Source organism: Dysgonomonas sp. UBA7630, from assembly GCF_002483985.1.
Taxonomy (GTDB): Bacteria; Bacteroidota; Bacteroidia; order Bacteroidales; family Dysgonomonadaceae; genus Dysgonomonas.
In genome coordinates this window covers 48,347-73,373 of the sequence record NZ_DLIY01000033.1, presented here as the reverse complement: position 1 = coordinate 73,373, position 25,027 = coordinate 48,347, and the positions used below count along the sequence as shown (strand labels likewise).

The 25,027-nt window shown below is 36.4% G+C and carries 21 protein-coding genes; 16 read left to right on the top strand and 5 right to left on the bottom strand.

Annotated elements, in window-relative coordinates; genetic code table 11:
• Positions 1-162: 162 nt before the first annotated feature.
• Positions 163-1,563 (bottom strand): prealbumin-like fold domain-containing protein, encoded by a 1,401-nt coding sequence (locus B3P17_RS13295; protein WP_252639084.1) that lies wholly within the window; start codon positions 1,561-1,563, stop codon positions 163-165.
• A 269-nt stretch (positions 1,564-1,832) separates the two neighbouring features.
• Here B3P17_RS13295 and B3P17_RS13290 point away from each other — a divergent pair, with 269 nt between their 5' ends.
• On the top strand, positions 1,833-2,591 hold the full coding sequence (locus B3P17_RS13290) for a glycosyltransferase family 2 protein (protein ID WP_291105826.1): 759 nt from the start codon (positions 1,833-1,835) through the stop codon (positions 2,589-2,591).
• Between the two features lie 80 nt (positions 2,592-2,671).
• Here the strand turns inward: B3P17_RS13290 and B3P17_RS13285 are convergent, their stop codons facing one another.
• Positions 2,672-4,210: a CotH kinase family protein gene (locus B3P17_RS13285; protein ID WP_291105825.1), complete on the bottom strand. Its 1,539-nt coding sequence runs from the start codon at positions 4,208-4,210 to the stop codon at positions 2,672-2,674.
• A gap of 252 nt (positions 4,211-4,462) precedes the next feature.
• Between B3P17_RS13285 and gyrB the strand changes: the two genes are divergently transcribed.
• The 6 genes from gyrB to B3P17_RS13255 all read left to right on the top strand — a co-directional run bounded on the left by gyrB (position 4,463) and on the right by B3P17_RS13255 (position 10,670).
• The gene (gene gyrB, locus B3P17_RS13280; RefSeq protein ID WP_252639087.1) at positions 4,463-6,418 is read left to right on the top strand and encodes a DNA topoisomerase (ATP-hydrolyzing) subunit B; all 1,956 of its coding nucleotides are present in this window, start codon (positions 4,463-4,465) and stop codon (positions 6,416-6,418) included.
• Positions 6,419-6,692: 274 nt separating this feature from the next.
• Positions 6,693-7,739 (top strand): EFR1 family ferrodoxin, encoded by a 1,047-nt coding sequence (locus B3P17_RS13275; RefSeq protein WP_252639088.1) that lies wholly within the window; start codon positions 6,693-6,695, stop codon positions 7,737-7,739.
• 24 nt (positions 7,740-7,763) lie between these two features.
• The gene (locus B3P17_RS13270) at positions 7,764-8,297 is read left to right on the top strand and encodes a hypothetical protein (protein ID WP_252639089.1); all 534 of its coding nucleotides are present in this window, start codon (positions 7,764-7,766) and stop codon (positions 8,295-8,297) included.
• A gap of 76 nt (positions 8,298-8,373) precedes the next feature.
• The gene (locus B3P17_RS13265) at positions 8,374-9,051 is read left to right on the top strand and encodes a bacteriophage terminase small subunit (protein WP_252639090.1); all 678 of its coding nucleotides are present in this window, start codon (positions 8,374-8,376) and stop codon (positions 9,049-9,051) included.
• A gap of 169 nt (positions 9,052-9,220) precedes the next feature.
• Positions 9,221-10,216, top strand: a complete 996-nt coding sequence (locus tag B3P17_RS13260) for a M28 family peptidase (RefSeq protein WP_291105821.1) — start codon at positions 9,221-9,223, stop codon at positions 10,214-10,216.
• 13 nt (positions 10,217-10,229) lie between these two features.
• Complete coding sequence (locus B3P17_RS13255; protein WP_006844157.1) at positions 10,230-10,670, top strand: SufE family protein; 441 nt, start codon at positions 10,230-10,232, stop codon at positions 10,668-10,670.
• A 13-nt stretch (positions 10,671-10,683) separates the two neighbouring features.
• Here the strand turns inward: B3P17_RS13255 and B3P17_RS13250 are convergent, their stop codons facing one another.
• The 3 genes from B3P17_RS13250 to xrtK all read right to left on the bottom strand — a co-directional run bounded on the left by B3P17_RS13250 (position 10,684) and on the right by xrtK (position 14,871).
• Entirely contained in the window at positions 10,684-11,325 is a 642-nt protein-coding gene (locus B3P17_RS13250) for a thiamine diphosphokinase (RefSeq protein ID WP_252639092.1), read from the bottom strand.
• 155 nt (positions 11,326-11,480) lie between these two features.
• Positions 11,481-14,360: an MSEP-CTERM sorting domain-containing protein gene (locus B3P17_RS13245; RefSeq protein WP_252639093.1), complete on the bottom strand. Its 2,880-nt coding sequence runs from the start codon at positions 14,358-14,360 to the stop codon at positions 11,481-11,483.
• Positions 14,338-14,871 carry an exosortase K gene (xrtK, locus tag B3P17_RS13240; RefSeq protein WP_252639094.1) on the bottom strand — a complete coding sequence of 178 codons (534 nt, stop codon included), beginning with the start codon at positions 14,869-14,871 and terminating at the stop codon, positions 14,338-14,340. The genes B3P17_RS13245 and xrtK overlap by 23 nt, the downstream gene beginning before the upstream one ends.
• Before the next feature lie 143 nt (positions 14,872-15,014).
• Between xrtK and nspC the strand changes: the two genes are divergently transcribed.
• The 9 genes from nspC to ispE all read left to right on the top strand — a co-directional run bounded on the left by nspC (position 15,015) and on the right by ispE (position 25,019).
• Positions 15,015-16,157: a carboxynorspermidine decarboxylase gene (gene nspC / locus B3P17_RS13235; protein WP_252639095.1), complete on the top strand. Its 1,143-nt coding sequence runs from the start codon at positions 15,015-15,017 to the stop codon at positions 16,155-16,157.
• Between the two features lie 381 nt (positions 16,158-16,538).
• Positions 16,539-17,189: a ribulose-phosphate 3-epimerase gene (gene rpe, locus B3P17_RS13230; protein WP_252639096.1), complete on the top strand. Its 651-nt coding sequence runs from the start codon at positions 16,539-16,541 to the stop codon at positions 17,187-17,189.
• A 33-nt stretch (positions 17,190-17,222) separates the two neighbouring features.
• Complete coding sequence (locus tag B3P17_RS13225) at positions 17,223-19,196, top strand: ComEC/Rec2 family competence protein (RefSeq protein ID WP_291105817.1); 1,974 nt, start codon at positions 17,223-17,225, stop codon at positions 19,194-19,196.
• Positions 19,197-19,241: 45 nt separating this feature from the next.
• The gene (locus B3P17_RS13220; protein WP_252639098.1) at positions 19,242-20,288 is read left to right on the top strand and encodes a DHH family phosphoesterase; all 1,047 of its coding nucleotides are present in this window, start codon (positions 19,242-19,244) and stop codon (positions 20,286-20,288) included.
• Between the two features lie 11 nt (positions 20,289-20,299).
• Positions 20,300-20,917, top strand: coding sequence for a DUF4827 family protein (locus B3P17_RS13215; RefSeq protein ID WP_252639099.1), 618 nt, complete (start codon positions 20,300-20,302; stop codon positions 20,915-20,917).
• Between the two features lie 33 nt (positions 20,918-20,950).
• Positions 20,951-22,336 (top strand): phosphoglucosamine mutase, encoded by a 1,386-nt coding sequence (gene glmM, locus B3P17_RS13210; protein WP_291105814.1) that lies wholly within the window; start codon positions 20,951-20,953, stop codon positions 22,334-22,336.
• 102 nt (positions 22,337-22,438) lie between these two features.
• Positions 22,439-23,125, top strand: coding sequence for a DUF2461 domain-containing protein (locus B3P17_RS13205; RefSeq protein WP_252639101.1), 687 nt, complete (start codon positions 22,439-22,441; stop codon positions 23,123-23,125).
• A gap of 52 nt (positions 23,126-23,177) precedes the next feature.
• Complete coding sequence (locus tag B3P17_RS13200) at positions 23,178-24,074, top strand: diaminopimelate dehydrogenase (RefSeq protein ID WP_252639102.1); 897 nt, start codon at positions 23,178-23,180, stop codon at positions 24,072-24,074.
• Between the two features lie 120 nt (positions 24,075-24,194).
• Complete coding sequence (gene ispE / locus B3P17_RS13195) at positions 24,195-25,019, top strand: 4-(cytidine 5'-diphospho)-2-C-methyl-D-erythritol kinase (protein ID WP_252639103.1); 825 nt, start codon at positions 24,195-24,197, stop codon at positions 25,017-25,019.
• Positions 25,020-25,027 lie beyond the last annotated feature (8 nt).

Below are 25,027 nucleotides of genomic sequence, written 5' to 3'. Positions count from 1 at the left end.
GTAGGTTACCGCCGTTTTAAATGCAGAGTCCGCATACAGTTTAATGTATGCGGACTTTTGTTATTTATACAAGTACACAAAAGATAAACAGCATAAGAAGAGGAGAGCCTATTATAGCTCTCCTTTTTGTTTAGAAAAAATAATATGACGCATACATGCTTTTTACAAAATTATATTCGAGTTGTTACGATTATCGGAGACATAATTGTCCTGAACATTTTTAGCATAGTTCACAATGTCAGATACAGTTAATTTTGTATTGGGGTTGTTTAATATATATTGTACATAAAATCCACGAGTATAACCGCGAGGTAATTCTGTATATCCTTCCGGAGGTGAGTCTTTAAGATCTAATTTCTTTATATCTGTCTTCTCTTTATTGATATATAATTTATAGCCTAGCTCTATATCTGTTAATGGCCTGCACCAACGTACATTGAGATAGTGATATGATTCATACTCTTTGCTAGTTATATAATCATGTATGCCTACATACCCAAAAGTATTATTTGTGTTTTGTACAGATAAGTAAACAGTATAGAATAGATGATAGATATCACCTCTTTTCCCATCATCATAGCAGCCACCATTAGAGCCTAGACCATTACACCATCTGCCGTCGCCATTCAGACGGGCTCCTCCGGGCATCATATTGAAACCATATATATTTGTTGATTTTTCGAACCAATAAACTTTATATGGGCTATTATTTCCTTGATAGATATTAAAGGCTAATGGATTCTCTCCATTCATGCTACTTAATGCGAAACGTACATCTCTTTCGTTAAGATTTGTATGAGTAGCATCATGCGATGTGTTGAATGGCGACATGGCAAATAATTGCCTATAATCAGCAGGAAAAGGTAATCTCCAGCCTTCGATTTTATTGCCATTCTCGTCAGCCATAAAGCAGTACTTATTCATATATTCTATACTCGGATAGCTGTAATATCTTCCATAGTATTTTTCAAAATTGTTTATATTCGATAATTGATAATATTGGGGATCGATGCGCACACGTTCAAGATATTTATTTAAGATGTTTTGAGTGATAGGTATATCGTTTTCGAAGCCATTTCCTTTTTTTATTGTATGAGAAAAATTCCTATCAATCCAGTAATATTCTCCAATACGCACAGCATTATATTCCCCTAAGTTTATAAGCCCTTGATAATTTATGAATTGCAAGGTCTGCTCTTCCGGTATTTCTTTCAATTTGGAATCTATATACGAGAATGTAGCTTCGATACAAGAGTACTTTAGAATAATTTCTATTCGTTTTTGGCTGGCATCATAGTTATCGGGAGAACTTATTTCTTCTACTACATATTTTCCTACGGCTAAGTTAGAGATATTTATTGTTCCGGAAGTGAGCGTATATGTTCCTACAACTTTATTACTAGCATCGAGAATCTGATATTGTCCGCCATTTACAAATGATTTGTTGTTGATCTCTTTTGCAGATATGGTAAGACAAGTATCTGTTTCTTTTTCATTACATCCATAAGACATCCAAGCGGCGAGGAATAGTATACTGGCGTATACAAATAATTTAGTTTTCATTATTTCATGTTTTAGCAAGGTTGCTAATTCTATTGAAACTTATAATATAAAAGAGCATTTATTATCCACATGATGTATACAAGCATATTCCTACTGTATATTTAAAACGTCTAAACGACACGATTGTTTCTGTCGTAATGTTAAATAATTAAGCAGGTATAGGCTTTTTAAGAATTATGAAATCTCTTTTTTTAATATATATAGAACGGTGAATGCATTTATAAAAAAAATGTATCTTTGTTCGTAGACTTAAATAAAATAATTTAGATATGCCAAGAATATCTATCATAACACCAACATACAATTCTGAAAACACATTATATGGAACAGTAGAAGCTTTGTTAAGACAAACTTTTTCTGACTTTGAATATATTATCATCGATGCGGTATCGAAAGACCAAACTCTGGATAAAATAGAGAGTTATATCCCTGACTTCGAAAAGAAAGGAGTCACGGTACGAATAGTAAGTGAACCCGACAAAGGTGTTTATGATGCGATGAATAAAGGAATATCTCTTGCTAGCGGAAAGTTGATCGGGATAACCAACTCTGATGATTGGTATGAGGATAATACCCTCGAAGTTATGTGGAATAAGTTTTCTGACGGAGTGGTAGATCAGAGCAATTCTATGATATACGGTATAGAGCGCGTGTGGAAAGACAATAAGATTTTTAATGTGCAACGCCGTGGAGCTTCGTTTATATCGGAGAGTGTACTGCCTCACTCTACATTTTTTGTATCTAAAGAGGTTTACAATAAATATGGAGCATTTGATCTTTCTATAAAAGTCTTGGCAGATTATGACTTTATTTGTAGATGTGTAAGTAAGGGTGTAGAGCTCGAAGAAGTGGATGTTGTGATCTCTAATTTCAGATTAGGAGGTATATCGTCTTCTTATTTCGATTTCTATTCCGATTACTATATGATACAGCATAAATATGGTTTTATATCAGATGAAAAATACAAGGAATATAAATACCTTCTTCGTTTGAAGAAAATCATAAACAGGTTTATGAAAAAATGGTAGATACATACCAGTTAGTACTTAAGCAAAAAGAGAAAAGGGATTCCCTCTTCTCTTTTTTAGTTTATAATATGCCGTATTAATTACTTAAATTGTGGATCCATCCAACTTAATCTGTTTTTTATCCAGGTCTTAAGATAATTAACCTCACCTTGATAACTTCCAGTTACAATAGGGTTAGGCCAGACTTGCTTATCCAGTATTAACCATTTCTGAAAATTATAATGTTGAGATACATTTATTTTTTCAGCCATGCTGTTAATGAACGTATTTATGTTTGCATCACTTAATTCATTGCCACGTAATGCGTTCCACCTGTCTTTTACCATATTTTCAAATTCGGGATGAGAGAAAAATTGTTGATACCAAGGAGCTCTTGCACGTGCATGCCATCCTGATACCATATCGCAGTTGTCGTAATTTACATTTCCGAAAGCAATATCATAGTCCCATACCGGTCCGAAATATAGCTTATCGTCGCCTCTATTTTTATAGACGAATGTACTTAGGCGTAGATTGCCATCAACGTTTTTCGATAATTCGTTTAGTAATACATAATCAATGAATGATTTCATATCCAAATACTTCGGTAATTCTTCTATAGGGTTTACATCATTTTTTCCGTATATGATGTTTTCTATATTTTGGATATAGTTTGATATATATTCTTTTTGATTAGCCGGTATGTCTTCCGGTGTGTTTACACAGAATGTCATTTTTGCTTCTAGTGTTTCAAACCATACGGGTTCTCCTTTTCGCTCATCTATTTCGAGCAGATATCCTCCTGTGATATCTGTATCTGCTGCTTTCAATCGGGGAATATTGACCCTGTTTTTGTCTACCCGTATATGCTCTCCAAGCATGTAATTTCCTATACATTCTCCATTAAGTACAACATCTACATACTGTATGCGTGGAGTCCATGCAAATCCCATACGACGGCTGATCTCAAATGCCAATTCGTTTCGCATCAATGTCTTATCCGAGTAGTTGGCTAGCAACACCCAATGTTTGTTTTTAGGCATGCCCAATACTTGCGCCGATTCTTTTAGTTTCAGTTTGTAAGGTTTCTTTTCCATTCCCCACGTACTGTTCCCACGACCTTTTATTTCGGTGTCAGCTTCCATTAGCATCTCTTTTATAACCCCTTTATTATCCCTTGATTCTATCTTTATGGTTGCGTCCATATAGTCATCCTTCGATATAATTGGTGTGCCATTTTTAGTATTGATAGTCAGTAGCGGGAAATAGTACCCTTCGAGAGGTGCCGGCGGAGCAGCTTCTTGTTGTATACTTACTTTTTGTATTTTTGTTTTGGTTTTTATAACCAACTGTGTTGTAAGCTTAACCTCTTGCGTGTTTTCTTTCGCTTCTACATTAATCGTTACATCGCCCTCTCCAGACATGGGACTCACAGTGCACCATGAGGGAATATTCTTGTCAATTTTCCACTTGGTATTTGATTTGATTGTAATGCTTTGTTTTTCAGTTGAAACTTTAAAAAATAATTGACTTTTTGATAGACTGAGCGTATCCTCTACTTCATTGTCTTTATCGGAGCAACTCGTTATAGAAAAGAGGATACTTAAAATAAAAAATAGAAATGTGAATTGTTTTTTCATCGTATTCGGTTAAATTATTTATTGGACATATCGAAGAATACAAAGAAAACAAAAGCAATCAGAATTTTATTGGGTTTTACATGTTTTTATATAAATAAAACTGTTAATTTTTTGATTCTTTTCTTTATTTATAAGCAAGCAAAACGATGGCTTCTATTCTTGCTTATGTGGATAAAAATCTGTATATTTGTTAGATTTTTCAAACGCAAAACCTCAGGCGATTATTCGCCTATTTAATAGCAAAATATAAATATGACTGAGAACCAAAAAATTGCAAGCGAATCTTATTCCGCACAAAATATTCAAGTGCTCGAAGGCCTTGAAGCTGTAAGGAAAAGACCCGCGATGTATATCGGTGATATAAGCGAAAAAGGATTACACCATCTTGTGTATGAAGTTGTAGACAACTCTATTGACGAGGCATTGGCCGGATATTGTGATGATATCAAAGTCACTATACACGAGGATAATTCGATAACAGTACAAGACAATGGTCGTGGTATCCCGGTGGATATAATGGCTAAAGAGAAGAAATCGGCTCTCGAGGTCGTTCTTACAGTCTTGCATGCCGGAGGTAAATTCGACAAAGGAACTTACAAAGTTTCGGGAGGTCTTCACGGTGTGGGGGTGTCGTGTGTCAACGCATTGTCTACATACCTAAAAGCCGAGGTACACAAACAAGGGAATGTATATGTACAAGAATATTCTTGTGGAAAACCCCTGACTGGTGTAGAAAAAATAGGAACTACAGATCATACAGGTACAATTATAACTTTCAAGCCGGATGATTCTATATTTGTAGTAACAGAGTACAAATATGATACATTGGCGTCACGTCTTCGCGAACTGGCTTTTCTTAATGCCGGAGTTCGTCTATCGTTGGTCGATCGTCGTCAGGTAAAACAAGATGGAACATTCAAGACAGATACTTTCTTCTCCGAAAAAGGGCTGGAAGAATTTGTACGATATATAGATGCGTCTAAAGAAGCATTAATAGAAGATGTGATACACATTGTTACCGAAAAACAAGGAATACCGGTAGAAGTGGCGATGACATATAATACATCTTATAATGAGAATGTATATTCGTATGTAAATAATATACACACAATAGAAGGTGGTACACACCTTACTGGATTTCGCCGTGGGTTGTCTCGTACGCTGAAGAAGTACGCTGATGACTCGAAGATGCTTGAGAAAGTGAAAGTGGAAATTAATGGTGATGACTTCCGTGAAGGACTTACTGCTGTTGTTTCTATCAAAGTTGCTGAGCCTCAGTTTGAAGGACAGACAAAGACTAAACTTGGTAACAATGAGGTTATTGGAGCTGTTGATCAGGCTGTTGGAGAGGCTTTGGGCATATATCTTGAAGAGCATCCGAAAGAAGCGAAAATCATTGTAGAAAAAGTTATCCTTGCGGCAACAGCACGTGCAGCGGCTCGCAAAGCCCGTGAGTTGGTACAACGTAAATCTCCGCTTACAGGTGGTGGTTTACCGGGAAAACTGGCTGACTGTTCGAGTAAAGATGCTTCGATATGTGAGATCTTCCTTGTCGAAGGAGACTCTGCGGGTGGTACAGCAAAACAAGGCCGTGACCGTGGATTCCAAGCAATTCTTCCTCTTAGGGGTAAGATTCTGAATGTGGAAAAAGCGATGCCTCACAAGGTTCTCGAAAGTGATGAGATAAAAAATATATATACAGCACTAGGAGTAACGATAGGAACGGAAGAAGACTCTAAAGAGTTGAACCTCCAAAAGCTTCGTTATCAAAAAGTGGTGATCATGACCGATGCCGATGTGGACGGAAGCCACATTGCAACGCTGATTCTTACTTTCTTCTTCCGCCATATGAAAGCTCTGTTGGAGAAAGGGTATATCTATATTGCAACGCCTCCGCTTTATCTTTGCCGCAAGGGTAAAAACGAAGAGTATTGCTGGGACGATCGCCAACGCCGTGCATTTATCGAGAAATATGCGGATGGTGATGAAAATGCTATTCACACACAGCGATATAAAGGTCTTGGAGAAATGAATGCCGAGCAGCTTTGGGATACTACCATGAATCCTGAGCACCGTACATTGCGTCAGGTGACGATAGAAAATGCAGCAGAAGCCGATCACGTTTTCTCTATGCTGATGGGTGAAGACGTAGCTCCGCGCCGTGAGTTTATCGAAGAAAATGCAACTTATGCTAAGATTGATGCGTAAATAGCATATTTACAAAATAGAAGAAGCCGTAATTTGATTCAAATTGCGGCTTCTTTGTATATAATTGCTTCCTTCTTTAGGATCTTCCTTCTATCGTTCTTTCGGATTTGTAATCCGAANNTTCGGATTACAAATCCGAAAAGACGATAGAAATGTAACTTTAGGCTATTGTCGCAAGTAGTCACTTTATTTTTTTTATTGATTTATATCGAAAAATGAAGCGAAAATTATTTTTGTAACTATCTTTGAATTATAATCTTATCTGATATACTGAATGCTTGTATATAAAAAAATAAGGATTTATTATTTTTCGGGAACAGGGAATGCGAAAAGGATTTCCTATTGGATTCGAGAATTTGCTGCCGAAAAGAATATAATATGCAACTTAGAGAATATAGATACAGCAAGACATAACAGTATTGACATAGACCCTGACACTTTGGTAATTATTATTTCACCAATACATGGATTCAACTATCCCCCAATAACCCTAGGCTTTATTCGCCGATTTCCAAAAGGCTCTAACGATATTGTATTGATGAATACAAGAGCCGGACTAAAGATTGGAAAAACAGTAACACCGGGTTTGACCGGAATCGCATTTTTTGTATCAACAATAATGCTAAAAAAGAAAGGATATAAGATTAAAGGACAAATACCTTTCGATATGCCCTCTAATTGGATGTCGATTCATCCGGCATTGAGTCAGAACGCTGTAGCATTTTTGCATGAAGCTAATTTTTATAAAGTAAAGAAATATTGTGACAGGATATTTGAAGGAAATTCTGTTTTTGTAGCATACAGGGATATTGTTCAAGATATACTGATATCCCCTATATCTTTAGGATATTATATTGCAGGGCGTTTTGCCTTTGCAAAATCATTCTATGCTTCAACTGCTTGTGATGGATGCCAGCTGTGTGTGAAACAATGTCCTGTAAAAGCAATCAAAATATTAAACAAGCGTCCTTTTTGGCTCTTGAAGTGTGAGAGTTGTATGCGATGTATGTCTATTTGTCCTAAAAGAGCAATAGAAAGTGCTCACGGACTCTTTGTTATTATAAGTATATTCTATTCTACACTTGCAACTTATTTGTTAAACAAATTGTCTTCCGATTTTTTGCATTATCCTTTTGTCGAAAAAGTCTTTTCTTTTATCGTCTTTTTTATTCTTCTGATTGTTTTCTATCGTATTCAACATCTTTTTCTTTTGAATAAACACATCGGACGGCTAATCTCATTTTTCTCTCTTACTCATTATAAATTCTGGGGAAGATACAGATCTATTGCTGATGCTATATGGAGGCAAAAGAAAAATTGAAAAGAACATTTTTTTATTTTTAAGATGAAATATATTATCAAAAATTTCTGCTATATCGTTATTTTGCCCTTGGTTGTTTCTTCTTGTAAAAAAATATCTAAAGAAGAGGCTGTACAACGAATGATACATGTCTATTTGCAAAATGACTCTGTTGTAAATTACAAGTCTGTTCAATTTAGTGGGCTTGATTCTACATTTACTTCTGTAAAAAAGACTCCGGAATATCAACATTTTTATCTAATAGAAGGTCTTTCTACGCTATTGATGCACACGTATAAATATGAAGACCCTGAAAAATCAAAGATATATGAGGATTCTATGAAAATTTATAAGAATAAATGTGACTCATTAGAAGCTTTATTTGTGCCAGAATTTATAGGATGGAAAATGCAACATATATATCAATCGGAAGATAAAGAAAAAGGTATTGTTGTAAATAATTTTATTTTCTATTTTCATAAGGATATGTCTCAAATAGTGGAAAAAGAGCAAGTCTATAGAAACTTATTATTGAAGACTTTCGAACAGGATCAAAAGCTATATGGGATAAAGAAATAGAGACGAAATATATCCTAATACATATTTATCACTTTCCTAAATAATTATCTATTATAAACAACTTATAATAATAGATATGGCAAAGTACACAGAAAAACTAGTAGAGAAGATTGTTACACTGATAGAAGCGGATACTTATTCTATCTCAGAGATATGCAGTATATTAAAAATCAGCAGAAAATCTTTTTATGAATGGAAAGATACAAAGCCCGAATTCAGAGAAGCAATAGAAGAAGCGATAGATCGTCGTGATGATATGCTAATGATGCTGGCTCGCAAGTCACTAAAAAGGAAACTGGAAGGTTATACCCTTACAGAGACAAAAACGATATACGTTCCCGATAAAAATAATCCTGATGAGCTGGTGCTAAAATCGCAGATCGTAAAACAAAAAGAATACGCCCCTGATACCCATGCGATAAAGCTTACACTTTCTCGTCAAGATAGTAAAGCCAATAAAGAAGAGGAGAACACTCCGTCTACTTTAACAATTGTTGTTCGTGATCAGAAAACAGCGGAGAATCTAAATCTACTGCGTGAGAATTTAAGGAAAGGAAACACACCCAAAAAAGACAAAGATTTACATCCGAAAAAAGACAGTGAAACTTCCGAATTACAAGATATACCAGATTGTTCTACAGTGGATAGTGATGAAGCAAGCAACGACAACACAGAAGTTGAGCTTAAACCCAAATTTGTTAAGGTTAGGCGTAGTGGTGAAGTCTTACCTCCCGGATATCTTTACAGAGGGTGACAATATAAATAATATGATATGTGTTACTTTTGTCACTTTTTGGAGTTAGACGCCTTACTTGTTTTAGTGTAGTGAAGGTGCTAATCGAAAAAACTCTTAAATGAAACCTCTACCTCACAACAAATCTCTATATTTGTAGATTGTATTCTGTAAAGTAAACTAGTATAAGATGGCAATTAAGAACATATACATTACATGCATGTCTTTGATTTTTATAGCATGCTCGTGTGGGAAAACAACTCAAAATGCGAATACGATGGCTGACTCGTATCAGAAAGTATCGCCGGACTTCAACGCCGATAGCGCATACGCTTATTTAGACAGACAAGTTGCATTCGGATACCGTGTGCCGAACACTAAAGAGCACGTTGCTTGTGGCGATTACCTGGTAGCCGAAATGAAACGTTTCGGAGCAGAAGTTCAGGAACAGAAGATGGTGGTAACGGCATATGATGGCACAAAGCTTAATGCCCGTAATATAATAGCCTCTTATGGTTTGGAGAAGAAAAACAGGGTGTTGCTTTTTGCCCATTGGGACACACGTCCGTATTCAGATCAGGATCCTGATCCGGCTAATCTTAAGAAACCGTTGCTGGGTGCTAATGACGGTGCCAGTGGAGTAGGAGTATTGATGGAGATAGGAAGAGTACTTCAGACCAAAGCACCTGAGGTGGGAGTAGATATCATCTTTTTTGATGCAGAAGATTATGGTATCCCTGCCTTTGCGGAGAAATCTTTGATTAAAGGAGAAACATGGTGTTTGGGCTCTCAGTACTGGGCAAATAATCCGCATGTACCAAATTATAAAGCTAAATTCGGGATATTATTGGATATGGTTGGAGCAGAAGGAGCAACCTTTTATAAGGAAGCTATATCCAAAGAATATGCAGAAGATATACTTGAAAAAGTATGGAGAACAGCCGGACTGCTTAGCTATGGCAAATTCTTTATTGGTAAAGATGTGGGTGGAGTAACAGACGATCATGTCCCTGTAAATCAGATTCGCAAGATACCGAGTATCGATATTATCGATTACCGTCAGGATATGGATCATGGGTTCTTCCATTCATGGCATACACAAAAAGATGATATGCGCAATATCAGTAAAGAAACATTGAAGGCCGTAGGACAAACAGTGCTGGAGGTTGTATATAAGGAAAAATAAACAGAGGGAATAAATGGCTACAATAAACGAAGTTCAAGACGAGATTATAGAAGAATTTTCGATGTTTGACGACTGGATGGATCGTTACGCATTATTGATAGAATTGGGAAATTCACTGGATAAATTAGACGATAAGAATAAGACAGAAGATAATCTTATTGTTGGTTGCCAAAGCCGGGTATGGCTACAGGCTGATTACATCGACGGTAAAATAGTCCTTAAAGCGGAGAGCGATGCTGTAATCGTAAAAGGCATTATCGCTCTACTGATAAAGGTGCTGTCGAACCGTACGCCGGATGAAATTATAAATACCGATCTTTACTTTATAGAGAAGATTGGGCTGAAAGAAAACCTTTCGCCTACGCGCTCCAACGGTCTTGTGTCTATGATAAAGCAAATCCGTTTTTATGCGATGGCATATAAGGCGAAGGAAATCGGTGAGGTAGGAGCTTAACGCTTGGGGATAATCAAAAAGCCCTGTAAACGATCATACGTCCGTTTGTTTCTATCCTAAACTCATCGCTTGTAGATTCGTTCAGGGTGGCTTGCCACCAGTTGGTAAAAGTCCGCTTTTCGATAGCATACAAAAGATTGTGCGATGTTACAATGCTCTGATCTATGCAGAATAAAGATACTTGCTGCCCTTTATAGCTTTCGAAAAGAGAGGTAGAGCCTATTCCGTTAAATACACCGTAGTTGGTAATCATTTCTACGTCGGCATCATTCATATACTCGCATAGCAAGCTTATATTGGCAATGGTATGATCTTCCCGTTTGCCTGTTGCGCCGAGTATCGTCAACTCTTTTCTTCCTTGTTTCAAGCAGAATCGTACGGCTTTTGTAAGGTCGTTGGTTTCCTGTTCGGGAATTCTGTGTATAATATCTGCAAACCGTATTTGGTTCTCTTCCGAGAGCGAATCACAATCGCCAACTATTGCATCGGGCAATCTGCTTGTGTTTGTCAGATTATTAGTTGCCCCGTCGCAACAGACAAGGTACTTGCAGTTGTTGAGTATCGATAAAGCTAAAGGATTGGAAGGAAAATTACCATTTGCCAGTATGACGGTATCTGTCCGGCGGTTTATATCGGGGAGGTTGTATTTTTTCATTCTGAAATTATCATATAATAAGAGGGGGTAAAATTAGTAAATAGTTTAGTATTAAGTTTTATTGATGTGAAGAAAGTAAAATAAAAGCTGAAGTCTTTTATTTTGGAGATTAATAAAAAAACAGCAATCTAGGAGTAGACTGCTGTAGTAGAATATTAATGAAGATTCTGTTTCCTCTTTCTATGCTTATAATATAATAGAAAAAGACCGAACAAAACGGCTATTAAAATGAGATCGGGTTCAGACATTCGCTGCGTATCGTCACTCAAATCAAGCGATCGGTTTCCTGAGAGTGTTTCTTCCTGCTTCCTTTTTAGTAAAGCCTTTTGAGCTTCATTTTCTACAACGATATAAGAAGTAAGAGGAGTCATTATGCGAGACTTAAAGCTGTTTTGCACAAGCGATAGCCATTCTTTATCCGCTGTTTCAGGGTATAATGATTGTAGCATCCATTGAGCTTGCATTTGTAATCCTGATTCCCAATCTTTTTCTTTTATATCATTTTGAGTAATTTCAAGACTCTTGCTTTTAGTGGTCAATATTATAGAAGGTTTATTATCATCAGGAAGATAAGATGTCGGGTTAGCTGGATTTGGCCAGGCTTTTACGTTGTGCTTTGGGATAGAGTCTACATTGCTTTTTATAACCTGAGTTCCTGTAGCAAAGGTATGAGAACGCAGATTGTCATTTTGTATCGAATAAAATGTGTCACTTTCGGGATAAGTAAACCTCATATTTTCAAAATCAAGATTGACTATTGCTTTGTCAATGTTGTCACTAACCACTACAATTACAGGATATGTATTGCTTGGGTTTGTATACGAGTCGAATAAGATTTTTTTGATAGCGCGATCCAAGAAAAAACCACCTTCGAAGTCTTGGCTTGAGATGTCTTTTTCGAAGTCCGAACTCATTAATCGTTCTTTGACATACGTGTTTGTAAATGATACTTTAGCATCATCTCTTTTTGTTTCAATAAGATGTTTCTTGAACAGATTGTTTATAGCTTGAGTAAATTTGGCTTGTCTTTTCTTAACTATTTCTTTTGGTAGCGTATTTACTTGTTGAGTTTTAGAATAATCGTACTTTGTTAAGCTTAAATCATTTCTGTTGGCTGAAACATCAACTATAAAATGATAATACGGCTTACGCTCAACAGTTTCTAACCTGCTTTTATCTTCCGCAGAAAGATAAATGGCATCATCGGTTTTTACTGTAGAGATGGGGTTTACAGATTGCTGAATTTGCGGATTGCCAAGAACGAGTTTATGATTGTCTATTATTATTTCTACGGGGTCTTTATGTATAAATTCGATACCTGTATATCTGACTTCCTCCTTTTGAAAAGGAAATACCTTGAATTCAACCAGATTACCCTGCAGATATCGTAATAGTCCTGGATCTCGGTTTACGTTCCTTATTTGGTTAAATATCCATGTGGCAGCTTTTTTCTCAGCTAGAATACCCATTTCTTTTACGTCACCTACATACAGATAATAATCGCTTATCCAACAGCCTTCGGGTAGATTTATATAGGTTTTATATTCAGAGTTCCATAGTGGAGTATCACCGTTTTTTATAGTCAAGTCTATGTTGCTTATCCATACTTTTTTATTGGTGTCATATTCGCTATGTTGTTTAATGTCTGTTATTTTAATATTCGCAGTGTCTAAGGTGTTTACAAATTGGTTTTGATGATAGTCGTCAACCGAACCGTTGAAGAGGTCTCTCATCATGTCTTTTTTCGATTGCGATAAGTTCAGGTTATCCATTACGAGCCATTTGTAATAACTGGATAAAAATGGGGTAGACTGATAGAAAAATATATCACCTCTTCCTACTCTATGATCTATTGTCGAGAGCATTTTGTTTACTGCATCAGCACTTAGTCTGTAATCTTTGCTATAATCAGGGCTGTAGATATATTCAAGTGTTCTGCTTAGCATGTTCTTATCGTATAAATAGCTTATCGTTGTGCCGATAGGTAGGATAAGTATACCAATGGTTGCACTAAGGTATATTGTTGGTTTCTTGTATACTTGTTTTAATGCTCTGAAGTCTTTGGTTAATTCGTTGAGATGTATAGGGAAAAGTATCAGTGGTGTAAGCATTAAAAAACCGAGCCCTAAAAATATAACAGCAAAAATTGAAAATGGCAGTAGTGGCATCATTACAATAAAGAAATACAAGGTGTAGGTGAACGTTATGCACCTTCCGCTAAACAGCAGCAATCTTAATTTCTTATCGCTGGGATTAGGTATGCAGAGCAATGTTGCATTCAGAATAGTTATTACATAAAACCAAATATTGGAGAAATCACCGAATAAGTGGTCTAGCCTTGTATTAATCAATAATCCGGCTATTGGTAATATAAAACTGATTAGTATTTTCCATACTAATTCATGAGTATATAATTTGCGCTTGGATATTAATATATAAACAAAGCGTAGTATAAAAAACAAGAATGCAGCCGTAATAATGATGATGAGCAAAACGAATAGGTCTCCGTTGATGGAAGATATACCGTTCCATAAACTGGAAAAAACCACGCCGAACATGTAAAATATCGCTGGTATGAGAATGGCGAAAAATATGTTAACCGAAGCTCTTCTGTTATTTGCATTTGGTGTTAATATAATTACAGATGCAAACAGTGAGTGAATTAGTGTCGGCATAAGGAAAGATCCTACGTACATGAAAATATTGCCGGAAATCATCCAATTTGGTATGCTGAAAGGTATGATATCCCCTGAATTGTGATAATAGAGATATATATAAAGAGTATAGGCTATAAAAGATGTGGTACAATATGTTAAGTCTAATCTCTTTCTTCGTCTGATTTGTATAATCGCATATGTAGCATTGCATGCCATTAAGAGAATAAGAGTGGCAGCAAAATAATACCAAAGCGTGATACTCTGTTCGTTTAGCAAAGGTTTTATAATGTTGAACTCACTGTATCCAAGAAACAGAAGGATTGCTATTGGCAGCGTGTTGGATCGTAGTAACCATTTAGGATTGAGTAGCTTCGTCATGTTTGATTTCTGTTTTAGTAATTATGTAATTGGAGGTAATGTATGCTATGATAAGAAATGTAAGATAAACGACGATGCCTTCGGCCTGATGTAGCCATGATATCTTCGATAGAGAGAAGAAAGACGTTTCATTATTCATTATAGTGAGGTAACCAACAATTCTGGATACATTCGTTATTATAGTTGTAGTGTATGCCAGAATGAGGGCAAAAGGAAGTTTATACCATTTTTTTATTTTACTCGCTTTTATAAGTACAAAAGTGTACATAAGAAAACAGATGATAAAGAAGTTGAAACCTGAACACGATTTGTTTATGACGATATTTAAATATGGATATAAATACCCAGCTTCGGTGTCGTATGTTGAGGGTGAATTTATTATAAATGAAATTATCTTGTTAGTGGGAGCGAGTAGAAACTGTAAAGAATCTATGCCTAAATAAGGAAATATGAATTTTAGTAGAATAAATATACTAAAGCATACTAAAAAATAGAAGATATTATTTTTCATCGTGTGTATTTAAAGAACTTTGAAAAGCAAAGTAATTGTTTAAGTTTTATATCTCCAAATTTTTATAATAAATTATTTAAACATCGAGAATAAAATCACGACCTTTGCAGCTTGTAAGTTTTTTTGCAAGTAACTGAATAAAAATGATAGAAATAAATAAAGTACCGTCACCTTGCTTTGTGATGGAAGAAGAATTGCTTAGAAACAATCTCAGTCTTATCAAATCGGTGAAAGATAGGGCAGGAGTGAATATTATATTGGCATTCAAGGCGTATGCAATGTGGAAATCGTTTCCTATTATAAGAGAATACATACCATGTTCTACAGCTAGTTCTGTGTATGAGGCTCAATTGGCGTATGAAGAAATGGGTAGTTTGGCGCATACTTTTACTCCGGCATATACACCCGAAAATTTTCCTCTTTTCATGCGTTATAGCAGTCATATTACGTTCAACTCTTTATCGCAGTTCGATCGGTTTTATCCCGAAACGTTGAAGCATTCACATAAAGCATCCTGTGGCTTACGCATCAATCCCGAATATTCTACGGTAGAGACTGATTTATATAATCCCGCTACTCCGGGTTCACGTCTAGGTATCTCTTTGGATCAGTTGGGTGACAAGTTACCTGAAGGTGTAGAAGGACTGCATTTCCATACATTGTGCGAATCGTCGTCATACGACTTAGAGAAAACCCTGGAAGTGATTGAGCAGAAGTTTGGGCATTTATTGTCGCAGGTGAAGTGGTTTAATATGGGAGGCGGGCACCTTATGACCCGAAAAGATTATGACGTGGAACATCTTATCGGCTTACTCCAATCTTTTAAAGCGAAGTATCCTAATCTAGAGATTATCATGGAACCGGGAAGTGCTTTTGCTTGGCAAACAGGAGTCTTGGTTTCTACAGTGGTAGATATTGTAGAGAACAGAGGGGTTAAGACAGCAATACTCGATGTGTCTTTTGCATGCCACATGCCCGATTGTTTGGAAATGCCTTACAAACCGCATATCAGAGGCGCATATCACGAACCTGTACAAGGACTACCCACTTATCGTATGGGAGGAAGTAGTTGCCTGAGTGGCGATTTTGTTGGAGAATGGTCTTTTGATGAACCTCTTCTTATAGGTGATAAGATTATATTCGAAGATATGATTCATTATACAATCGTGAAGACTACTATGTTTAATGGTATATCTCATCCGGCTATTGCTCTTTGGAATAAGTCTAACCAGTTAGAGATTTACAGGGAATTTAGTTACGAGGATTATAAAACTCGTATGAGCTAGAATGTTAAATATTAGATCATAAACAATATAGATATAAGGTTGGCGTTTCATAGATAGAACTAACTTATTTAAGGAAATCGCCTATGAAAAAAAACTATACTCATAAGCTGTGCAAAAGTGTTGATAATGAAGGGGAGGTTGTCGCACCTGCCAAAAGTACACTGGACTTTCTAAAACAATTTGCACGAACATATTATGCTGAGAAATCTTTACCAAGATCACTAAATGAGTTTTGTGTGAATTAAGAAATCTCTCAGAAAAGAAATAAAGGGTATAGACTTTTTATGTTTGTACCTTTTTTCTTTTTGTCACTTGTGCTCTTTTTCGTATTTTTGCTTTAAAGGATGATAACATCAAATTTATAACTTATAATTCAATAGTATGCACCATAAAATAGCTCCGTCATTATTGTCTGCTGATTTTCTTAATTTGCAAGCCGATATAGAAATGGTAAACAATAGTGAAGCCGATTGGTTTCATTGTGATGTAATGGACGGAACATTTGTTCCCAATATCTCGTTCGGTTTCCCGATAATTAAGCAGATCAGTAAAATGGCAAAGAAACCATTGGATGTACATCTGATGATTGTAAATCCCGATCAGTATATTCCTGTTGTAAAGGATGCAGGTGCATATATGATGAATGTGCATTACGAGGCTTGTGTACATCTGCATCGAACTATTGCTGCAATACATGATGCGGGGATGAAAGCTGCCGTTACTTTAAATCCTCATACTCCTGTTAGTTTACTCGAAGATATACTTCAGGATTTGGATATGGTATTGCTTATGTCTGTAAATCCGGGCTTTGGTGGTCAGAAATTTATAGAGCGCACACTCGATAAAGTGTCTTGCCTCAAAGATATGATTGTAAGACGAGGATTGCATACACTTATCGAAGTAGATGGAGGTGTAAATTTGGAAACGGGAAAACGCTTGGTTGATGCCGGAGCTGATGTTTTGGTTGCCGGGAATGCTGTATTTGCAGATGCCAACCCGACAGAAATGATTCATAAACTGAAAAGTCTGTGATAGACTTGATGTAGTATTAACAGGTGCTGTGGAATGAGAAATCCATTCTCGAAAATACCATTCCTTTTCCTTCTGCTCTCGCTGATTGTAGGTATTCTGTTTCTGTACTATTTTAAGAACGAATATATAAGCATAGTCTTTTTTCTGTCAGGAAATATGGCTATGCTTTTGTCATATCTTATACCAAAGGATCGTCAATTCTCTTTACGCTGGCTCTTTGGTTTGGGTGTGGTTTTAGCAACGGTCGGGATAGGTACTTTCTCTACAGCATATCGTCAGTACTTATCTGAATATACTTTTTCGGGGACAAGAAACCTTTATAGAGGTATTGTAACAGACTCTCCTCAAGAAAAAGCTAAGACTGTTGCATATAGGGTATTTTTGCCCGATGAAGATAAGCAGGTAGTCTGTTATTTTCAAAGAGATTCGTTGATCTCCGATCGATTGAATCCGGGGGATGAGTTCCTTTTTTATGGTGAGGTTCAGCCCTTCCGAAATATGGGTAATCCCGATGATTTTGATTATGTCAGGTATATGTACAATCAGAACTTTGTAGGTTCTGTTTATGTCTCTTCAGACGCTTATAAAAGGACAGGAGAAGTCTCATCTAACCTTAAGTATCAAGCTTTGCGTTGCAGACAAGCTATTCTCAATTTCTATAAGGCTTTGGATCTGAAAGAAACTGAGTACGCTGTTTTGTCAGCATTGACTCTTGGCTATCAGAATGAATTAAGTGATGATCTGAAACAAGGATTCAGGACGACGGGAACCGTACATGTTTTATCCGTCAGCGGGTTACATGTCGGTATTATTTATGTAATGATAACTTTCCTGCTGGGCTTTGTTCATCGAAATTCAAAGTCCTATTGGATAAAGCCAGTCCTTATAATTCTTTTATTGTGGGGATATGCTTTTGTTACGGGTTTGCCTCCTTCGGTAGTTAGGGCAAGCGCAATGTTAAGTGTGTTTTGTGTATCGGAAATAGTTAAGCGAAAAAGCTTTTCTATTCACGCCTTGTTCATCGCTGCATTCTTTATGCTTTTAGTCAACCCTTTCTCTTTGTTTGATATTGGGCTGCAATTAAGTTTCATGTCCGTGCTCTCTATCTTATATCTTCACCCAAAGATGTCGGGTCTGATTAAGATAGAGAATAAGTATATAAGATATATCTGGCAGATGTTTGCTCTTTCAGTTGTTGCGCAGTTGGCTACATTTCCTATTTGCCTTTACTATTTCGGAACGTTCCCTACATATTTCTTTATTGCCAATCTGATTATAGTCCCTGTCGTTTCTTTGATTATGTATGCTGCGGGAGGAATTGTCTTTGCAAAGGTGTTGAGTTTTGTATTCTCTGATTTTAGTTATTACTTATACTATCTTCCGGTGAAACTTTTACAGGTATTAATTAGTTTTATGACCTACGCAATTCATTTATTTGAACAATTACCCTTTGCTCTTTTGCAAAATGTAAAAGTTTCCTTTGTCGACTTGTTGTTGATCTTTACGATGATAATCGGGATATTGCTTTTCCTTATATATAAGAAATCGAAGGCTTTAATTGTATGCTTAACCGCAATATTGATATTGCTTACGAGTCATGTTCACAGCAAGGTAGTTGATGATACAGAAGTGATAACTGTTTATAATAGAAGTCAGGCTTCAGAGATAAAATGGAGTAAGTCTGGGGTTCAAACAGATATCCTAACGGGTGATACGACAAGTGGCTATATATACATTAGTAATCAAGCAAACAATATGCTGATTTTGTCTTCTGATAACTGGAAAGAGAAGGCAACGGAAGAAAGATTCAAGGTGAACAACTTGGTGCTTACTCACTGTAACAGTTTCTCTTTATATTCTTTAACTCAGCTCTTTTGGATAGAAAATGTGGTTTTAGATGCTTCATTATCAAGATATACTAGGCACCGACTAGCTAAAGAATGTCAAAAACTAAATATTCCTTATCATGATGTAACTCAAAGTGGTGCATTTAGTTTGATTTTTTAGTACTTTTGTTGTTTGTATTTTAATTAGAATAAGGAGTTCTTGTAAATGATATCGAAAATAATAGCTAGTCAGAAGATAACAGCGGTAGAAGAGCTACTCGATCAATATGACAAAATTGTAATAGTTACCCATGTTTCTCCTGATGGAGATGCTATTGGATCTTCTCTTGGTTTGTACCATTATTTGAATGACTTGGGTAATGATGTAAATATTATAGTTCCTAATTCATTTCCTGATTTTTTGAAATGGATACCCGGAGCGAAGGATATTTTTGATTATGAAAAATATCCTGAATATGCTCAAAAGCTTATAGCAGAGGCTGAGCTTATCTTTTGTCTCGACTTTAATGTGCCAAAGCGGTCACACCATTTGGCTCCATTTATTGAGGCTGCTAAGGGAAAGAAAGTCTTGATAGATCATCACCCTGATCCAACAGAGTTCTGTGATGTGATGATTTCATACCCTGAAATATCATCTACTAGCGAACTCGTGTTTCGTCTGATCTGTCGTATGGGCGATTTTGAAGTGATGAGTTATAATACTGCTACTGCTATTTATACCGGTATGATGACCGATACAGGAGCATTTACTTACAACTCCAATAATATTGAAATATATTATATCATAGGAGAATTACTGAAAAAAGGAATAAATAAAGATCAGATATATTCGAATGTATATCACAACTATACCGAAGATCGTTATCGCATGTTAGGGTATACATTAAGTGAGAAAATGAAGGTTTATCCTGAATATAACTCAGCTCTCATTTGGCTGACGAATGAGGAGCAAAGTCGATATAATGTAAAAAAAGGTGATACTGAGGGTTTTGCGAATTTACCGTTGAATATAAAAGGAATTATTTTTTCAGTTTTTATTCGTGAAGACAATGATTTTATAAAAATTTCGTTTCGTTCACAAGGAGACTTTCCTAGTAATCAATTTGCTTCTAAATGTTTTAACGGTGGTGGTCACCTGAATGCAGCGGGAGGAGAGTTTTACGGAACAATGGATGAGGCTATCGCAATATTTGAAAAGGCCTTACCCGAATTTGGTGACTTATTGAAAAAGAATAATATACTTACTAAATAACATAAATATAAATGAAAAAAATCATTGGTGTTATATTTGCTTTTATCGGATTTGCTATCATATTTGTTGCATGTGGAAGCGAGACTTATGCCGATAAGTTAAAGAAAGAAGAGAAAACAATCAATCGCTTTATCGATACATCGGGTATAAAGGTGATTAATAAATATCCCGAAACCAGAGTTTTTAAAGATAAAGAATATTTCAAAGACCCTAATACCGGTATTTACATTCATGTGATTGATTCGGGAACAAAAGACAAGATCAAATTAGGCGACTATGTGACCATGCGATTTTATGATACAAAAATGCTGCAAACAAACCCGGATACTTTAATTACGAATGATATTCAAGGGGTTACTGAATTTGCATATATGTACATGGATTATGGAAATACCAGTTCATACTTATTTAGTAACACCAACTATATCTATAGCTTGTCTAGTGAATATTATATGTACTATTTCCTTTCACCGGGATGTGCTTTACCTCTAAGTTATAATTTGGGAAATCAGGCACAGGTAAGTTTAATTGTTCCTTTTTCAAATGGATCTTATTATCAGCAATCAGGATCGTACGAGCCGATATATTTTGGACGTCTGAAATATACAATTGTACCTGATGCCAAATAAGTCTTAGACAGTTACTACATTAATATAATAAAAATGACCTTAATTAAATCTATTTCAGGAATTAGAGGAACCATTGGCGGTAGAGTCGGCGATGGATTGAACCCTTTAGATACTGTGAAATTTGTATCAGCCTATGCAACTTTCATTAGAGAAAGTAAGAATAATGATTCAAACAAAATAGTTGTTGGACGCGATGCCCGTATGTCTGGTAAGATGATGGAACAGATTGTTACCGGTACTCTTATGGGGATGGGTTTTGATGTTGTAAATATTGGTTTGGCCACAACACCTACTACCGAGTTGGCCGTAACAATGGAAAAAGCATGTGGTGGAATTATACTCACAGCAAGCCATAACCCAAAACAATGGAATGCATTGAAGCTTCTGAATGAAAAAGGAGAATTCTTAAATGCAAAAGAAGGAGAAGAAGTTCTTCGTATAGCTGAGGCCGAAGATTTTGATTATGCACATATAGATCATGTTGGTACGCTTTCAGAAAGAGACTATACAGATAAACATATACAGGCGGTTTTAGATTTAGAGCTTGTAGACGTAGATGCCATTACAGCAGCAGACTTTGAAGTAGCTATCGATTGTGTAAACTCTGTGGGCGGAATTGTGCTGCCTAAACTATTAAAAGCTTTGGGAGTAAATAGAGTCAATGAGCTTTATTGCACACCGAATGGTGATTTCCCGCATAATCCTGAGCCTCTGCCAGAGCATCTCAAAGATATATTTACAATGGTAAAGACCACACCTTCTGATGTGGGCTTTGTTGTAGATCCGGATGTAGACCGTTTAGCTATTGTATGTGAGAATGGAGAGTTTTTTGGAGAAGAATACACGCTGGTTGCCGTTGCAGACTATGTGTTGAAACATACTCCGGGAAATACTGTATCCAATCTGAGCTCTAGCCGTGCTTTGCGTGATGTAACCCGTAAGTACGGTTGTGAATATAATGCTTCTGCAGTAGGAGAGGTGAATGTAACTACGCTGATGAAGGCTACCAATGCCGTGATCGGAGGAGAAGGAAATGGTGGTGTTATCTATCCTGCAAGCCACTATGGACGTGACTCTTTGGTAGGTGTTGCATTGTTCCTTTCCCATTTGGCACACGAGAAGAAAAAAGTAAGTGAAATACGTGCATCATATCCCGAATATTTTATTGCGAAACAGAAGGTACAGTTAACACCAAGTATCGATGTCGATGCTATACTGAAAGCTGTTAAAGAAAAATATGTTCAATATGATGTAACAGATATAGATGGTGTGAAAATAGATTTCCCAGACAAATGGGTGCACCTTCGCAAGTCGAATACCGAACCTATTATCCGGGTGTATTCTGAAGCTCATTCGATGAAAGAGGCAGAAGATATCGGAGCTGAGGTAATGGCTGTTATAATGCAACTTGCAAAATAAAAATAGAATAAATAAAGAATAGCAGTTTTGTAAAAAGCTGCTATTTTTTTACCTTTATATTTAGGAATAAAAAATTATCATATATAAAGGATTAATATAGATATGAAAGAATTAACATTCAAAGGCTTTACTCCAAATACTTTTCGGTTTCTCAAAGACCTGAAAGAGAACAACTATAAAGAATGGTTTGATGAGAATAAACATGTATATGAGAAAGAGCTGTTGAATCCATTAAAGGCATTGGTTACAGCTTTGTCTCCTGCAATGCATAATATCGATCAGTCTTTTGAATTGCGCCCCCACCGATGCCTATCGAGGATATATAGAGATACACGTTTTTCGAAGAATAAAGATCCCTATAAAGATTTTATGTGGATGGCTTTTCAGATCCCCGTAACAAACGATATATGGAAAGATTATCCGGGATACTTTATGGAGATATCGGCTACCGGATATACGCTTGGCTTAGGGCTATTTCAGCCAAAGAAAAAAGTAATGGATGCTTTCCGAGACGAGGTTACTTATGATGCTGAGGAATTTCAGCGAGTAACTCAAGCTTCTGTATTAGATCGGGGGTATGTAATAAATGGCGAGGAATATAAACGTCCTATCCCTAACGATTTGCCGGAGTACTTCCAAACATGGATACAACGCAAAGGGATATGGGTAAGTAAGACAAAACCTGTAGGAGAGGAGTTGTTTTCTCCTGATTTTGCCAATTTGATAAAAGACGATTTTCTTGCTATGGAATGGTTATACAACTTTATGAAGGAAGCCACTCAGATATAATCTAATAATAGGTAATTATAGTTATAAATCTAACAAATATAAATCAATATCAATGAATAAAATTAGAGCAGCTATTGTAGGTTACGGAAATATCGGACAGTATGTATTGGATGCAATTATTGCTTCACCCGATTTTGAGGTGGCCGGTATTGTCCGTCGTGATCCATCGAATGTGCCTGATGAACTAAAAAAGTATCAGGTCGTAAAATCAATAAAAGAACTAAAAGACGTGAGCGTGGCTGTCCTTTGTACTCCCACTCGCAGTGTTGAAGAATATGCTAAAGAATGCCTGGCGTTGGGTATCAATACGGTAGATAGTTATGATATACACGGTGGTATTGTAGATTTACGACGTGAGCTAGGTGCTGTGGCCAAAGCAAATAATACGGTATCTATCATATCAGCAGGATGGGATCCGGGTACAGACTCTATGATTCGCTCCATGTTTGAGTTTATGGCACCCAAAGGTGTAACATATACTAACTTCGGTCCGGGTATGAGTATGGGACATACTGTTGCCGTAAAAGCTATTAAGGGAGTGAAGGCGGCATTGTCGATGACTATTCCACTGGGCACTAGTATTCATCGTCGTATGGTATATATTGAGGTCGAAGAAGGCTATAACTTTTCTGATGTAGCGGCAGCAATAAAAAGTGATGATTATTTTGCTCATGATGAAACACATGTGATGCAGGTTGAAAATGTAGACAACCTGAAAGATATGGGGCATGGTGTGAATATGGTTCGCAAAGGAGTGTCGGGTGCAACTCAGAATCAGCTCTTAGACTTTAATATGAAGATTAATAATCCGGCTTTAACAGCTCAGGTGCTAGTTGCTTCGGCTAGAGCAACAATGAAGCAAGCGCCGGGAGCTTATACAATGATAGAGGTTCCTGTTATCGACTATATATATGGAGATAAAGAGGCTTTAATAAAAAAACTAGTGTAAATAATTATATCAAGAAATCTGCCTCAAAAGTTAGGACTCCGTTTGTTTTTATTATAAACAAATGATTTGCTTTTGAGGCAAACTGTCAAAAATCATTAGACTTATACTCAAAACTGAAATATGATAACCTTTCCCAATGCAAAAATAAATTTAGGGTTGAATATAGTATCAAAGAGACCTGATGGATATCACAACCTTGAAACAGTTTTTTATCCTTTAGCAATAAAAGATGCTCTTGAAATCATTGTAAAAGATGGGCAAGGTAAGGATACTTTTTTCGAATCAGGGATTAAGGTTGATGCAGAACCCGAAACAAATTTAGTGATGAGGGCTTTGTCCCTGATGCGAAAATATTATAATTTCCCATTTGTGGAAGTTCATTTATTAAAGAAAATACCTTTTGGTGCAGGCTTGGGTGGAGGATCAGCTGATGCTTCGTTTATGCTGAAGCTGTTGAATCAAACTTTTCAGTTGAATGCGTCTGATGAGGAACTAATTAGATTGGCTGTCCAGCTTGGAGCCGACTGTCCCTTTTTTATATATAATCATCCCGTATTTGCCACAGGAATAGGTGAGGTTTTCGAAAAGATTGAATTGTCTCTTAATGGCTATTATTTTGTACTGATAAAGCCTGAGATACATGTTCCTACAAAAGATGCTTTCGCTTTGATTTCACCAAAACAACCAAAACAGTCTCTGATGGAAATCGTAAAATTACCTCTTGCAGAATGGAAAGGTTTGATGGTAAATGATTTTGAGGAAAGTGTGTTTGCTAAATATCCGGCTATAGGCGATATAAAGAATAGTTTGTACCGACAGGGTGCGCTGTATGCTTCAATGTCGGGTTCAGGTTCATCCGTTTTTGGTATTTTTACAGAACAAGTTGAGGACTTGGAATCTGTTTATAAGAACTGTTTTTGTCAACAAGGAAAATTCGAATACTAAAAACAGGA